This window comes from Microbacterium maritypicum, assembly GCF_008868125.1.
In the GTDB taxonomy this organism is placed as follows: domain Bacteria; phylum Actinomycetota; class Actinomycetes; order Actinomycetales; family Microbacteriaceae; genus Microbacterium; species Microbacterium maritypicum.
The window spans coordinates 175,604-189,242 of sequence record NZ_WAAQ01000002.1 but is presented as its reverse complement, the minus strand read 5'-3'; the positions used below and the strand labels follow the sequence as shown (position 1 = coordinate 189,242).

Annotated in this window: 13 protein-coding genes; 3 read left to right on the top strand and 10 right to left on the bottom strand. The window is 68.7% G+C overall.

The annotated features are described in order from the left end of the window. The first annotated feature begins 14 nt into the window (after positions 1 to 14). Positions 15 to 1,292, top strand: a complete 1,278-nt coding sequence (gene purD / locus F6W70_RS11675; protein ID WP_055869373.1) for a phosphoribosylamine--glycine ligase — start codon at positions 15 to 17, stop codon at positions 1,290 to 1,292. Between the two features lie 98 nt (positions 1,293 to 1,390). On the opposite strand, the gene F6W70_RS11670 is transcribed toward purD, so the two are convergent. From F6W70_RS11670 to F6W70_RS11635, 8 genes are all read right to left on the bottom strand, one after another. Beyond that, positions 1,391 to 2,119 (bottom strand): amino acid ABC transporter ATP-binding protein, encoded by a 729-nt coding sequence (locus tag F6W70_RS11670; protein WP_017831317.1) that lies wholly within the window; start codon positions 2,117 to 2,119, stop codon positions 1,391 to 1,393. Further along, a complete protein-coding gene (locus tag F6W70_RS11665; RefSeq protein ID WP_055869370.1) occupies positions 2,116 to 3,594 on the bottom strand; it encodes an amino acid ABC transporter substrate-binding protein/permease in 1,479 nt (492 codons plus the stop codon). The genes F6W70_RS11670 and F6W70_RS11665 overlap by 4 nt, the downstream gene beginning before the upstream one ends. 54 nt (positions 3,595 to 3,648) lie before the next feature. Next, the gene (locus F6W70_RS11660; protein WP_151486805.1) at positions 3,649 to 4,203 is read right to left on the bottom strand and encodes a GNAT family N-acetyltransferase; all 555 of its coding nucleotides are present in this window, start codon (positions 4,201 to 4,203) and stop codon (positions 3,649 to 3,651) included. A gap of 41 nt (positions 4,204 to 4,244) precedes the next feature. Further along, positions 4,245 to 4,481, bottom strand: a complete 237-nt coding sequence (locus F6W70_RS11655) for a DUF2442 domain-containing protein (RefSeq protein WP_036323853.1) — start codon at positions 4,479 to 4,481, stop codon at positions 4,245 to 4,247. Beyond that, the gene (locus F6W70_RS11650) at positions 4,462 to 4,686 is read right to left on the bottom strand and encodes a DUF4160 domain-containing protein (protein ID WP_151487233.1); all 225 of its coding nucleotides are present in this window, start codon (positions 4,684 to 4,686) and stop codon (positions 4,462 to 4,464) included. Before F6W70_RS11650 ends, F6W70_RS11655 begins: the two co-directional genes overlap by 20 nt. Positions 4,687 to 4,808: 122 nt before the next feature. Further along, positions 4,809 to 6,380 (bottom strand): MFS transporter, encoded by a 1,572-nt coding sequence (locus F6W70_RS11645; protein WP_151486804.1) that lies wholly within the window; start codon positions 6,378 to 6,380, stop codon positions 4,809 to 4,811. Continuing rightward, positions 6,377 to 7,003 (bottom strand): PadR family transcriptional regulator, encoded by a 627-nt coding sequence (locus F6W70_RS11640; protein ID WP_151486803.1) that lies wholly within the window; start codon positions 7,001 to 7,003, stop codon positions 6,377 to 6,379. Before F6W70_RS11640 ends, F6W70_RS11645 begins: the two co-directional genes overlap by 4 nt. 73 nt (positions 7,004 to 7,076) lie before the next feature. Beyond that, positions 7,077 to 7,625 carry a GNAT family N-acetyltransferase gene (locus tag F6W70_RS11635; RefSeq protein WP_055869356.1) on the bottom strand — a complete coding sequence of 183 codons (549 nt, stop codon included), beginning with the start codon at positions 7,623 to 7,625 and terminating at the stop codon, positions 7,077 to 7,079. A gap of 75 nt (positions 7,626 to 7,700) precedes the next feature. Here F6W70_RS11635 and F6W70_RS11630 point away from each other — a divergent pair, with 75 nt between their 5' ends. Beyond that, entirely contained in the window at positions 7,701 to 8,579 is an 879-nt protein-coding gene (locus F6W70_RS11630; RefSeq protein WP_055869353.1) for a phosphoribosylaminoimidazolesuccinocarboxamide synthase, read from the top strand. A gap of 267 nt (positions 8,580 to 8,846) precedes the next feature. Next, the gene (locus F6W70_RS11625) at positions 8,847 to 10,175 is read left to right on the top strand and encodes a uracil-xanthine permease family protein (RefSeq protein ID WP_017831308.1); all 1,329 of its coding nucleotides are present in this window, start codon (positions 8,847 to 8,849) and stop codon (positions 10,173 to 10,175) included. Between the two features lie 98 nt (positions 10,176 to 10,273). Here F6W70_RS11625 and F6W70_RS11620 read toward each other — a convergent pair whose 3' ends face one another. Continuing rightward, positions 10,274 to 12,013, bottom strand: coding sequence for an acetyl/propionyl/methylcrotonyl-CoA carboxylase subunit alpha (locus tag F6W70_RS11620; protein WP_151486802.1), 1,740 nt, complete (start codon positions 12,011 to 12,013; stop codon positions 10,274 to 10,276). Next, the gene (locus F6W70_RS11615) at positions 12,010 to 13,629 is read right to left on the bottom strand and encodes a 5-oxoprolinase subunit B/C family protein (RefSeq protein ID WP_151486801.1); all 1,620 of its coding nucleotides are present in this window, start codon (positions 13,627 to 13,629) and stop codon (positions 12,010 to 12,012) included. The genes F6W70_RS11620 and F6W70_RS11615 overlap by 4 nt, the downstream gene beginning before the upstream one ends. Between the last annotated feature and the right edge of the window lie 10 nt (positions 13,630 to 13,639).

Below are 13,639 nucleotides of genomic sequence, written 5' to 3'. Positions count from 1 at the left end.
GGTAGTCTGGACGGGTGAAGATTCTCGTCCTCGGTTCCGGTGCCCGTGAGCACGCGATCATCCTCGCCCTGCGGGCCGAGCAGACGGAGCACGAGATCTTCGTCGCTCCCGGCAACGCCGGCATCGCCCAGGATGCGACCCCTGTCTCGGTCGATCCCCTCGACGGCGGGGCGGTCACCGCATTCGCGCACGAGCACGCGATCGACCTGGTCGTGGTGGGCCCGGAGGCTCCCCTCGTCGCCGGCGTCGCCGATGCCCTGCGGGTGCGGGGCATCCCCGTGTTCGGACCGGGCAAGGCGGCCGCACAGCTGGAGGGCTCGAAGTCGTTCGCGAAGCGGGTCATGGACGCCGCCGGTGTGCCCACCGGTCGCGCCGTCCGCGCCGCCACCACCGCCGAGGTCGAGAGCGCATTCGACGAACTCGGTGCCCCGTACGTGGTCAAGGCCGACGGTCTGGCTGCGGGCAAGGGCGTCATCGTCACGTCCGACCGCGCCGAGGCCCTCGCGCACGCCGAACAGTATCTTCCCGCCGGCCCGGTGCTGATCGAGGAGTTCCTCTCCGGCCCCGAGGTCTCCCTCTTCTTCCTGAGCGATGGCGACACCGTGCGTGCGCTCAGCCCCGCGCAGGACTTCAAGCGTGCGCTCGACGGCGACGCCGGACCCAACACGGGTGGCATGGGCGCCTATTCGCCGCTGCCCTGGCTCGCCGAGCAGTTCGGCAGCGAGCAGGCCTTCGTCGAGGAGGTCACGCGCGACGTGGCGCTCCCCGTGGTCCGTCAGCTCGACGCCGAGGGCACGCCGTTCATCGGTCTGCTGTACGCGGGGCTGATCCTGACCCCGGCGGGTGTGCGCGTCATCGAGTTCAACGCGCGTTTCGGCGACCCCGAGACGCAGATCGTGCTGCCGCGGCTGGTCACCCCGCTGTCGGAGCTGCTATTCGCCGCGGCATCCGGAACCCTCGAGGACCAGCCCGAGCCCGTGTTCAGCGACGAGGTGGCGATCACGGTCGTGCTGGCCAGCGAGGGCTACCCCGAGGCGCCGCAGACCGGGCGGCCCATCGAGGGCCTCGCAGACGCCGCCGCCGTCGAAGGCGTCCGCCTCGTGCACGCCGCGACCGCGAGCCCGGATGCGCCCGGTGGATCGCTCATCGCCACGGGTGGCCGTGTGCTGAACGTGGTGGCCGTCGCCTCCGACTTCCGCACTGCGCGCGACCGGGCCTACGAAGCGATCGCCCACATCCGCCTCGACGGATCGCACTACCGCACCGACATCGCCGCCCGCGTCGCCGAATAGCCTCCGCGAGCGCACGACCTCCCTACGCAGACTTCCCGTGCACTCGGCGAGTGCACGGGAAGTCGATGCGAATGCGTGGAGCGCGGAGCGGACGCCCCTCAGAGGACCTTCGAGAGGAAGTCCTTCAGGCGCTCGTTCTTCGGCGAGCCGAAGAGCTCTGCGGGCGGGGCCTCCTCGACGACGACGCCGCCGTCCATGAAGACCGTGCGGCCGGAGACCTCGCGGGCGAAGCCCATCTCGTGCGTCACCAGCACCATGGTCATGCCGCCGGAGGCCAGGTCGCGGATGACCTGCAGCACCTCGCCGACCATCTCCGGGTCGAGCGCGCTCGTGGCCTCGTCGAACAGCATGATCTCGGGGTCCATCGCAAGTGCACGGGCGATAGCCACGCGCTGCTTCTGCCCGCCGGAAAGGGACGCCGGCTTCGCATCCGCCTTCTCCGAGAGACCGACCCGCTCCAGGAGCGACAGCGCCCGCTCACGCGCCTCGGCCTTCGTCATCTTCCCGCACTCGACCGGCGCGAGCGTGATGTTCTCGAGCACGGTCATGTGCGGGAACAGGTTGAAGTGCTGGAACACCATGCCGATGCGCTGACGCACCTCGTCGAGCTTCACGCTCTTGTCGGTCAGGTCGACGCCGTCGATGACGACGTGCCCTGACGTGGGCTCCTCGAGCTTGTTGAGGCAGCGCAGCAGGGTGGACTTGCCCGAGCCCGAAGGCCCGATGACCGCCACGACCTCGCCGTCCTCCACAGCCAGGTTGATGCCCTTGAGCACCTCGTTGTCACCGAACGATTTGTGCAGGTCCTGCACCAGGATCTTGCTCATGCGTTGAACGTCCTCTCCAGGCGGTTCGCGAGCAGCGTCAGCAGCGTGATCACGACGAAGTAGATGATGGCGACGATCGTCAGCACCTGGGCCGACAGGTACGTCGAGGCGATGATCTGACGGGAGACGAACGTCAGCTCCGCGAGGCCGATCACGCTGATCAGCGACGTGTCCTTGAGGGTGATGATGCCCTGGTTGACGAACGAGGGGATCATGATGCGGAACGCCTGCGGGAGCACGACCTTCTGCATCGTCTTCCAGTGTCCGAGACCCAGCGAGCGCGAGGCCTCGTTCTGTCCGGGATCGACGGCCTGGATGCCACCGCGGATGATCTCCGTCATGTACGCACCCGTGTTGAGCGAGAGCGTGATGGCACCGGCGACGAACGGGTTGAACGTGAGACCGGGGAACAGCTGCGGGATCGCGAAGAACACGAAGAACGCCTGGATGAGGATCGGGGTGCCGCGGAAGACGTAGACGTAGGCGGTGGCGATCCACCGGAACGGCGCGAACTTCGAGACTCGACCGAAGCCGAAGACGAGCCCCAGGATGAACGCGGCCACGATGGCGACGATCGTCGCGAGGATCGTGAGCCAGAGGCCCTCCATGAGTGCGGGCCAGTACTGCACCGCGACCGAGATGATATCGGTGGGCTGCGTGGACTTCTCGCCGCCGGAGAGATACGTGTCGACGATCTTGTCGTACTCGCCGGACGCCTTCAGGTTCGAGAGTCCCGCGTTGAACTTCTCGATCAGCTCGGGGTGTTGGCCCTTGTTGACCGCGAAGCCGTACTCGCCGCCCAGTTCCGGCTGACCGATGAGGCGGAAGCCGGACCCCTGCTGGATGCCGTAGGCCAGCACGGGGAAGTCCTCGAAGTAGCCGACGGCCTGACCGGCCTTGACCGCATCGACCATGTCGGTCGTGTCCTGGTACGGAGTGACCCGGAAGCCGTACTCGTCCTTGTTCTCGTCGGCGAAGGTCTGCCCCTGCGTACCGGTCTTGACGGCGACGGTCTTGCCGTCCAGGTCGTCGAGCGACTGGATGTCGCTGGCTTCGAGCACGCCGAGCTGGACACCACTGGTGAAGTACGGCTCGCTGAAGTCGAAGGCCTTCTGCCGCTCCTCGGTGATCGACATACCGGCCATGACCGCGTCGACCTGGTTCGACTGCAGCGCCTGCACGGCGGCGTCGAAGCCGAGCTGGCGGATCTCGACCTCGAACCCCTGGTCCTTCGCGATCGCACGGAGCAGGTCCATGTCGATGCCGACGAGGTCGCCGTCCTGATCGGTGAACTCGAACGGCGCGAACGTCGTGTCCGTACCGATGACGTACTTGTCGCCGTCGCTCGCGGCGGTGGCGGGTGCGGCTCCGGCCAGGAGCGCTCCGACGGCGACGAAGGCGACGAGCGCGGCAGCACCTGCGGTGCGCACCGAGCGGCGCAGACGGCTCACCGCGGCGGATGGGTTTCGGATCACGACGTGTGCTCCCCGGGTCGACAGCAGCGACCGGACGACCGCCGAGGATCTACCCTAGCTCGCGGCGAGTCGTGTGCCCGAAACGTCGATCCAGTAGCGCCGTACCAGGGGCTGCCCGGCTTCCGGCGCATCGATCACGTCTTCGAGCTCGCCCCCGGCCCCCTCGATGGTGCGGATGGAGCCGATGTTGTCGTCGTCGCAGGTGAGCATCACGCGGTCGTAGCCGTCGGCCTTCGCGGCGCGCAGCATGAGGCGCAGAGCCTCGCGCACGATCCCCTCGCGACGCCTCGTCGGGATCACGGAGTAGCCGATGTGGCCGCCGAAGCGGCGGAGGTGGTCGTTGAGTTCGCGGCGGAAGGAGAGGAAGCCGACGACGTGGTCGCCCTCGGTGATCCAGTAGTAATCGCACGGCACGTGGCCCTCCGGGAGCTCGGCGCCGGGTGTGGCGTACAGCTCTGCGCGCTCGACGAACTCGTCGAAAGCGGCCCGGTCGGGGACGAAACCCTTCTCGATACCCGCGCCGTCGATGTGTCCGCCCTCGAACTCGGCCACCGCGGCGGCCCAGGAGTCGAAGAGGTCGATGCTCGGTCGTGAGAGTGCGATCGTCATCGCCCGATGACACCACATTCGCCGGACCACCGCAAAACCTGTCAGCGACCTCGGAGGAGATCGGCGATGGAGACATCTTCATCGAGCTGCGGCCAGTGGATGCCCTCCCCGACGCCGATCAAGCGCCAGACCGCACGTTCCGCGACGCTCGCAGCGGCTAGCCGCGGGAACCAGTCGAGAGGAACGCTGATCGTGCGTCCGTCCTTCATCCGCACGTGCAGTTCGCGCTCATCGATCACGACGCCGACCGCGACAGCGTCATCCACCGAAGTGCTCATGCCACGCCTCCTCGATCAGATCGCGTCGGTGTTCGATCAACCGACGAAGCAGTCGCAGCTCTCGGTCGTCGAATCTCGTCTTCGCGGCCGATTCTACTGGGGGCAGCCAGAACTTCGCGGTGAATTCCGCCCGCTCCCCGTGCACATGCGGGGGCTCCGATCCCTCGTTGCTGTAGAAGAAGAATCGGTGCCCGCGCACTCGCATGACCGCAGGCACGGGGTGACGGTCACGTGATCGCCCTCCCTCTCCAGGGCGCGAACGAAGACGATCCCGAGAGGTGCGGGATACACACCTCTCGGGATCAATTGTGGAGGGAGGGTCGTCGACTACTCGGGGCGCGCGGCCACGGGCGCCGCAGCCTCCGTCTTGTCATAGCGGCCGAGGAACAGCGAGGCGATGAGGGCGACCACCATCACGCACGCCGGCAGCAGGATCGCCTGCGACATGCCTGCGGCGAAGCCTTCGGCCACCTGGGGCGGCAGCGTCCCTCCGGTGGAGCCACCCGCCGGCGCATCCGCGAGACCCGGAAGGTTCGCCTCGAGCCGGGACTGCATGAACGCGGCGATGGAGGCCGAGCCGATGACCGAACCGATGGTCCTGGTGGTGTTGTAGATGCCGGCACCTGCACCAGCCTGGCGCGGCGGGAGCTTGCGCGTCGCGGTCGTGGCGAGCGGACCCCACATTCCGGCGTTGCCGACGCCCATCAGCGCGGAGGGCAGCAGGAACATCCAGATCGCGGTGTCCATGTTGATCAGAGCCGAGTACCAGATGAGTGCCCCGGCGACGCAGAGCAGCCCCGGGATCAGGATGATGCGCGGATCCACGCGGTCGAGCAGCTTCCCCGCGACCGGAGCGAGAACGCCCGAGAGCACGGCCATCGGGATCAGCAGCAGCGCGGCCTCGGTGGGGGTGAGACCCCGCGCGGTCTGGAGGAAGAACATCATCGGCAGCGACATGCTCGTCACCGTGAAGCCGACCGCGGCGATCGCCACGTTCGCTCCCGAGAAGTTGCGGTCGCGGAACAGTTCGAGCGGAACCAGGGGCTCGCTGCGGGTCTTGGCCTGCTGCAGGATGAACAGTCCGAGCACCACGAGTCCCACGATGATCAGGCTCCACACGGAGATCGGACCCCAGATCACACCCCAGTCGTACTTCTCCCCCTCTTGGAGACCGAACACGATGAGGAAGAGGGCCACGGCGCTCAGCACCACGCCCACGACGTCGAAGCGGTGCGAGTGAGTCGCCAGCTTCGGGACCAGGCGCCAGGCGAGCACGAAGGCGACGATGCCGACCGGGATGTTCACGAAGAAGATCCACTCCCAGCCGAACCCGTCCACGAGCAGCCCGCCGACGAGCGGGCCGACGAGGGTGGCGACACCGGCAGTGGCGCCCCAGAGGCCCATCGCGGCGCCGCGGCGGTCCGGCGGGAAGGTGCGGGTGATCACGGCCATGGTCTGCGGAGTCATGAACGCGGCACCGAGGCCCTGCACGGCGCGAGCGACGATCAGACCCTCGAGGGTCGTCGACAGTCCGCACCACAGCGAGGCGAGAGTGAAGACCGCGAGGCCGATCAGGTAGATGTTCTTCGGGCCGAACCGGTCACCCAGGCGTCCGGTGATCAGCAGCGGCACGGCGTAGGCGAGCAGGTAGGCGCTCGTGACCCACACGACGTTGTCCAGGTTGTTCGTGTTCGGGTCGAGCGCCGCCTTGATCGCCGGGTTCGCGACCGACACGATCGTGGTGTCGACGAGGATCATGAAGAAGCCGATGACCAGCGCCCAGAGGGCAGGCCACGGGCTCGTGGGCTTGTGCCCCGCGGAGTAGGTGCCGGTCGACGGACCGGAGGTCGAGGGCGCGGACGCCGGCGGGCGGTCTCCGTCGCGAGGGGTATCTGTCATTGCTGTGCGGCCTTTCGCTGAGCGCGGTAGCGGTCTGAGTTCTGGAATGCCGAGGGACCCCACGGCAGGACTTGGGTCTCGAGGCGGTCGAGGAGGGAGTCGAGCCAGCCGAGCTCGGCGGCCAGCAGAGCCTCCTGGCGTTCGATCTCGACGAGCACCTGCTCGGGAACGCTCTTCTCCCGGGCCGAGTGGAGACCGTCGCGGTGCCTCGCGTGATCCTCGACGAGGGCGAGGCGCCTCGCCCTCAGGAGGTCGATGACCTCAGGTCGCTCGAGGTTGTGCGCCTCGGCGAGCGCGATACGGAAGTCCGCAGGGCGATCGATGCGGGGCAGCTCGCGCTGCACCCACGTCATGACCGCTTCGCGTCCGGCTTCCGTCAGGGCGTAGGTGGTGCGCTCCGGGCGGTTGCCCTCGCGGTCGATGCCCAACTCGTCGATCAGACCCGCGCGGTGCAGTCGGGAGACCGTGTGGTACAGCGTCCCGTTGGTGATCGTGAGCAGGCGGTCGTCGTGACGGGCGCGCATGAGACGCACCATCTCATAGGGGTGCATGTCGCCCTCGCGCAGCAGCGCGAGCACCATCACGCCCATGGGGGTGAGCCGATCGACAGCGTCCTTCGCCATGCCCCTCACTTCAAATAGTCCATGTGGACTATACGCCTCTTTCGGCGGAGCGAACAGCTGCGATCCGCCTTCTCTACAGCGACACGGCTGTGAGTTGGGCCGGATCGAGCGGACGGTCCGCGTAGACGAGGCGCCAGACAGACGGATCGGGGTTGCCCGCATCCGGTGCCCTGTGGACGAGTTCGAGGCCGACCTTCTCGGCGACCTTCGCCGACGCATGGTTGTGCTCGACGAGATAGGCGATCACGGGGCGGTCGGGATCGACCGCACGCGCCTGCTCGACAGCGGCGAACGCGAGTTCGGTGGCGTACCCGTTCCCGTGATGATCGGCCGACAGCCGGTACCCGAGGTTCCAGACCGCGTCGCCGAGGAGCGTGCACCCGCCGTTGCCGATCACCTCACCCGTGGAACGCAACCGGACCACCCACGATCCCAACCCGGCGCGGGCCCAGCTCGCCTCCCAGCGCGCCATGCCCGCAAGAGTGTCTTCCGGTCGCTGATGCCGAAGGGACGGATAGTGCGTCCACACCCGCGGATCGGCGGAGATCGCGAACAGCGCGTCGAGATCGCCCTCGACCGGACGCGAGAGTCGAAGACGCGGCGTGAGGATGTCGTCCGTCATGCCACCAGGCTAGATCGCCCCTCTGACACCGGGACCACGGCATTCGGTAACCGCGGGAACCGGGATAATGGGCGGGTGAGCACACCTTCAGAAGGCACGGCACAGAGCATTCCCGGCTGGCGGCACATCTACTCGGGCAAGGTCCGCGACCTGTACGCCTCGGAGGATCCGGCGGACACGCGCATCCTCGTCGTGGCCTCCGACCGCGTGAGCGCCTTCGATTTCGTGCTCTCCCCCGGCATCACCGAAAAGGGTGCCCTGCTGACGCGACTGAGCCGCTGGTGGTTCGCACAGCTCTCCGATTTCCCCAACCACATCGCCGAGGGCGAGCTCCCGGATGCGGTCGCCGATCGGGCGATGCTCGCGCAGTCGCTCGAGATGCTGCCGATCGAATGCGTCGTGCGCGGCTACATCACGGGGTCGGGCTGGGTCGAGTACCAGGAGAGCGGCACCGTCTGCGGCATTCCGCTGCCCGCCGGCCTGCAGAACGGCGACCGCCTGCCGGAGCCGCTGTTCACCCCGGCCTACAAGGCACCGATGGGCGAGCACGATGAGAACATCACGTTCGAGCGCGCCGTCGAGCTGGTCGGCGCCGAGCGCGCGGCCGAACTGCGCGACACCTCCCTCGCGATCTACGCCCGCGCGGCGGCGATCGCCGAGGAAAAGGGCCTGATCCTCGCCGACACCAAGTTCGAGTTCGGGACGGATGCCGACGGTACCCTGCGCCTGGCCGACGAGGTGCTCACGAGCGACTCCTCGCGGTACTGGGATGCGGAGGCCTGGCGCACCGGTACGACGCCGAACGAGCGGATGGCGAGCTTCGACAAGCAGATCGTGCGCGACTGGATGGCCGCGAACTGGGACCAGCAGGGCGAGCCGCCTTTGCTTCCGGAAGATATCGTCGCACGCACCGCCGACCGCTACCGCGAGCTGATCGAGCGCCTCGGCGCCTGAGCGCTCCCGATCGCCGGGTCCCGATCTCCGGGGTCCGACCTCCGGGGTCCGACCTCCGGGGTCCGACCTCCGGGTCCGACCTCCGGGGTCCGACCTCCGCACGGATGCATGACGATCGGGCGGATGCATGACTCTCGGCCGCGGGACCCTCATGCATCCGTCGCTCACACCTTCACATGCGAGGGGGGGTGGGCGCTCAGGGAAAACTCAGGAATCGGTAGTGTTGCTCCGGCACCCCTGCCATCCCCCGAACCTTGAGGAGCCCGCATGGCCCTGTGGAAGCTGCACGGAAACGGCCGCACGGTCGAGCCCGGCGCCGTCGTCCGTCCCGATGAGCGTTTGAACTGGCCCGCCACGATCGCGATCGGTCTCCAGCATGTCGTGGCCATGTTCGGCGCCACGTTCCTGGTGCCGATCATCACCGGGTTCCCGGTCGCCACCACGCTGCTCTTCAGCGGCGTCGGCACGATCCTGTTCCTTCTTGTAACCCGCAACAAGCTGCCCAGCTACCTGGGCTCGTCGTTCGCCTTCATCGCACCGGTCACTGCCGCGACCGCCTCCGCGAACATGGGAACCGCCCTGGCCGGAATCGTCGCGGTCGGTGTGCTCCTGGCGATCATCGGCGTCGTGGTGCACACGGTCGGTGTGAAGTGGGTCGACCGTTTCCTCCCGCCGGTCCTGGCCGGAACCATCGTCGCGCTCATCGGTTTCAACCTCGCGGGCGCAGCGCACAACAACTACGCCGCCGCCCCTGTGACCGCGACGTTCACCCTCGCCATCACGATCCTCTTCGCCGTCGTCTTCCGCGGATTCCTCGGACGCATCTCGATCTTCCTCGGCGTCATCGCCGGGTACATCTTCGCCGCGTTCCGCGGTGAGCTCGACTTCTCGGCCGTGGAGAAGGCCGACTGGGTCGGTCTTCCCACCTTCACCTTCCCGAACTTCACCGAGCCCGGCACCCTTACGGCACTCGCGATGTTCCTCCCGGTCGTCCTCGTGCTGATCGCCGAGAACGTCGGACACGTACGCGGTGTCGCGACCATGACCGGTGACGCGACCGTGAACCAGCAGACCGGCAAGGCGCTGATCGCCGACGGCGTCTCGACGACCCTCGCCGGATTCTTCGGCGGATCGGGCACCACGACCTACGGCGAGAACATCGGCGTGATGGCGTCGACGCGCGTGTACTCCACCGCGGCCTACTGGGTGGCCGGCGCAGCCGCGATCCTGCTCAGCCTCTCCCCCAAGTTCGGCGAGGTCATCAACTCGGTGCCCGCCGGTGTGCTCGGCGGCGTGACGACCGCACTGTACGGCCTGATCGGCGTCATCGGCATCAAGATCTGGGTCGACAACCGCGTCGACTTCTCGCGCCCGGTCAACCAGTACACGGCAGCCGTCGCGCTCATCATGGCCGTCGGCGGGTTCATGATCAAGGACGAGGCCTCCGGCTTCGAGCTCGGCGGCATCGTCATCGCCACGGTGGCGGCGATCCTGATCTACCACCTGGGCAACCTGATCGCCCGCCTGCGCAAGACGGGTGCCGACGACCCGAAGCCGCTCGAAGCCGTCGGCCCGCTCGGCGGAGACCCCGCCTGATCACTCCCGCGCATACTCCGGTCGCACTCCGGTCGCACTTTCTGCCGCTCTCGGGCCTCTAAGACGACAGAAAGTGCGACCGGAGCAGGACTGGCTGCTCAGGAGATGAGGGCGAGAACGGCGTCAGCGGGAACCATCGCTGCGAGCTCTGCACGCTGCGACAGGATCCCTGCCCGGTGGGCGGCGACCGTGGTCTCCATCTTCATGGCGTCGAGGAGCGCGACCGGGTCGCCCTCCCCCACATCGGCTCCGTCGTCGACGAGCCACCGCACGAGCGTGCCCGGCACCGGCGAGCGCAGTTCTGCCGGATCGGCCGAGGGCGCCACCGCCGCAGGATCGGCCGGCCGACCGAATCCGGCCAGCAGCGCGGCGGGCAGTCCGAGCACGACCCGTCGCCCGTCGATCTCGACCGGGAAGCGTTGAAGAGCAGCCTCCGGCACGACTGCAGGCCGCGCCTGCGTCTCCAGCTTCGGCAGCAGGGCGCTCTCGATCCACTGCGTGTGAACCGCGAAGGACTCCGTGGCGAACGCCTCGTCATCGAGCGCCATCACATCGAACGGGATGACCGTCGCCGGGCCTTCGACGGTGAGCTCGCGCAGAGCCCGTCGCGCGCGCACGATGGCCGCGTCGCGGGACTCGGCGTGCACGATGAGCTTGGCGATCATCGAGTCGAACGCCGGCTGCACGACATCCCCCTCTTCGATGCCGCTGTCCCAGCGCACACCAGGACCACCAGGGATCCGCAGCCGCTCGACGCGACCGGGGCTCGGCAGAAAACCGCGGCCGGGGTCCTCAGCGTTGATCCGGAACTCGAAGGCGTGCCCGACCGGCTTCGGTGTCTCGACGATCGACGGGCCTTCCCCGAACGCGATGCGGAACTGCTCGCGCACGAGGTCGGTTCCGGTGACCTCCTCGGTGACCGGATGCTCCACCTGGAGCCGGGTGTTGACCTCGAGGAACGAGATGGTGCCGTCGGCCGCGAGCAGGAACTCCACCGTGCCCGCCCCGCGATACCTCACCTCACCGCAGATCGACCGCGCCGCATCGTGGAACCGTGTGCGCTGCTCGATGGAAAGGCCGGGAGCCGGCGCCTCCTCGATGAGCTTCTGATTTCGGCGCTGCATCGAGCAGTCGCGATCGCCGACGACCACGACGCCGCCGAGCCCGTCACCGAGCACCTGCACCTCGATGTGTCGCGGGCTCTCGAGGAAGCGCTCGACGAAGCACTCCCCCCGGCCGAACGCCGCGACCGCCTCACGGGTGGCCGCGTCGAAGGCCTCGGCGACCTCCGACAGCTCCCGCACGACCTTGAGCCCGCGACCGCCACCGCCGAATGCCGCCTTGATCGCGATGGGGAGTCCGTGCTGCTCGGCGAACGCCACGGCCTCCTCGGGCCCGGCCAGCGGCTCATCGGTGCCGGCAGCCAGCGGCGCTCCGACCTGCTGAGCGATACGGCGGGCGGTCATCTTGTCGCCGAGCGCGTCGATGCTCGCCGGCGTCGGTCCGATCCAGACCAGCCCCACGTCCTCCACGGCCCGCGCGAACGCAGCGCTCTCCGAGAGGAATCCGTATCCGGGGTGCACGGCGGTCGCCCCGGACTTCCGTGCGGCGGCGAGCAGCGCATCGATGGAGAGGTACGTGTCGGCGGCAGTGACACCACCCAGTCCCACGGCCTCGTCGGCCAGACGCACGTGCAGAGCGTCGGCATCCTGATCCGCATAGACCGCGACGGATGCGTACCCGGCTTCGGCGCAGGCGCGGATGACGCGCACCGCGATCTCCCCGCGATTCGCGATCAGGACCCGCTGCGTGGTCGGCACGGTCGACACGGTGGTCATGAGGACTCCTTGACGGTGAAGCGGAGGCGCACTCCCGGAGCCAGCTGACCTGCGAGGTCGAGACTGCGATCCGTGAGCGCTCCGATGATGGGGTATCCGCCGGTGAGCGGATGGTCGGGCAGGAACAGGACCGGCTGTCCGTCGGGCGGCACCTGGATCGCGCCGGTGACGGCGCCCTCGCTCGGGAGCTCTCCTCCGAGGGCGCGCTCGAGCGGCACCTGGCCCTGCAGTCGGATGCCGACGCGGTCGGAACGCGGCGTGACGGTCCATTCCTGACCGGTGAGGGTCTCGACCGCTGCGGTCGTGAACCAGTCGTCGCGCGGGCCGAGGGTGATCTCCAGGTCGACGAGATCCCCGGGGGCGGGGAGCTCGCGCGCAACGACGGACGGGTCGACGGCGTGCCGGCCGGCGTCGCCGATGGGGAGCACCGTGCCCGCTGTCAGTGCGAGGGGCCCGAGTCCGGCGAGGGTGTCGGCGGCGCGACTGCCGAGGGCCGGGGCCGCATCCACTCCACCGCGGACCGCGATGACGTAGCGCAGCCCGTGCTCGGGGTGACCGAGCGTCAGTTCGTCGCCGTCGACGGTGGCGAAGGGCTCGCCGTGCGTGACAGGACGAACGCCTCCTCCGGCCTCTTCCAGCGTGAGCGCGCCGGAAGCCCCTGTGACGGCGGCGACACCGGCTCCGCGGAACCGCAGCACGACACCCCCGACGCTCTCGAGAACCGCAGCCCGGGCCGTATTGCCCACTGCGCGGTTCGCGTCGCGCATCGCCCGGCGGTCCGCCACCCCGGATGCCGAGACCCCGAGCGCGGCATAGCCCGAGCGCCCGGCATCCTGCACCAGCAGCTGCAGCGACGCACGGACGACCTCGACGGCCGCCTCCGCGCCGCGACCCGCGCCCTCCGCATCGGCTGGAGTGGGTTGCGGCGCGGCTCGCCGGGCGGGCTCCGGAGAGCCTCCGGTTCCATCCAGCCGAGCAGCGTCCAGCCTCATCACGTCCAGCCGAGCCTCGTCCCGCACTCGTTCGAACCGCACGGCGGTCCCCGGCGACAGCAGGGCGGGCGGGTCCCGGTCGATGTCCCACATCGCGGCATCCGTGCGTCCGATGAGCTGCCATCCGCCGGGGCTCTCGCGCGGGTACACCCCGGTGAACTCCCCCGCGAGCGCGACCGATCCGGCGGGCACGCGGGTGCGCGGAGACGCACGGCGGGGCACATCGAACAGGGGGTCGCTGCTCACGACGTATCCGAAGCCCGGGGCGAATCCGGAGAATGCGACCCGCCAGTGGGCAGCGAGGTGCCGGTTCACGAGTTCCTCCGCCGTCACGCTCAGCAGAGATGCCGCTTCCTCGAGGTCTTCGCCGTCGTACCGCACGGGCACCGTGACCTCTCCCGTGCCGGGCAGATGCGCGGTGTCGATCGGCGTCGCGGCGAGCGCGGCCGCAAGGTCGGATGCCGAGACGCGAAGCGGATCGAAGCGCACGAGCACGGTGCGGGCGCCGGGGATGCGCTCGACGATGCCGGGAACGCCCTCCCAGGCGAGGTTCAGACGCATCGCCTCGTCGAGGTCGTCCGCCTCGACGAGAAGAGCATGATCGGATGCCGTGCGGATGCGCATCAGACGAGGT

Bases quoted from the DNA above. Each gene is read 5' to 3' on its own strand.
- F6W70_RS11635 (WP_055869356.1), bottom strand. From the start codon at position 7,625: ATGACGGACGACATCCTCACGCCGCGTCTTCGACTCTCGCGTCCGGTC.
- F6W70_RS11650 (WP_151487233.1), bottom strand. From the start codon at position 4,686: ATGCGAGTGCGCGGGCACCGATTCTTCTTCTACAGCAACGAGGGATCG.
- F6W70_RS11620 (WP_151486802.1), bottom strand. From the start codon at position 12,013: ATGACCACCGTGTCGACCGTGCCGACCACGCAGCGGGTCCTGATCGCG.
- F6W70_RS11660 (WP_151486805.1), bottom strand. From the start codon at position 4,203: ATGACGATCGCACTCTCACGACCGAGCATCGACCTCTTCGACTCCTGG.
- F6W70_RS11655 (WP_036323853.1), bottom strand. From the start codon at position 4,481: ATGAGCACTTCGGTGGATGACGCTGTCGCGGTCGGCGTCGTGATCGAT.
- F6W70_RS11615 (WP_151486801.1), bottom strand. From the start codon at position 13,629: ATGCGCATCCGCACGGCATCCGATCATGCTCTTCTCGTCGAGGCGGAC.
- F6W70_RS11645 (WP_151486804.1), bottom strand. From the start codon at position 6,380: ATGACAGATACCCCTCGCGACGGAGACCGCCCGCCGGCGTCCGCGCCC.
- F6W70_RS11625 (WP_017831308.1), top strand. From the start codon at position 8,847: ATGGCCCTGTGGAAGCTGCACGGAAACGGCCGCACGGTCGAGCCCGGC.
- F6W70_RS11670 (WP_017831317.1), bottom strand. From the start codon at position 2,119: ATGAGCAAGATCCTGGTGCAGGACCTGCACAAATCGTTCGGTGACAAC.
- F6W70_RS11640 (WP_151486803.1), bottom strand. From the start codon at position 7,003: ATGGCGAAGGACGCTGTCGATCGGCTCACCCCCATGGGCGTGATGGTG.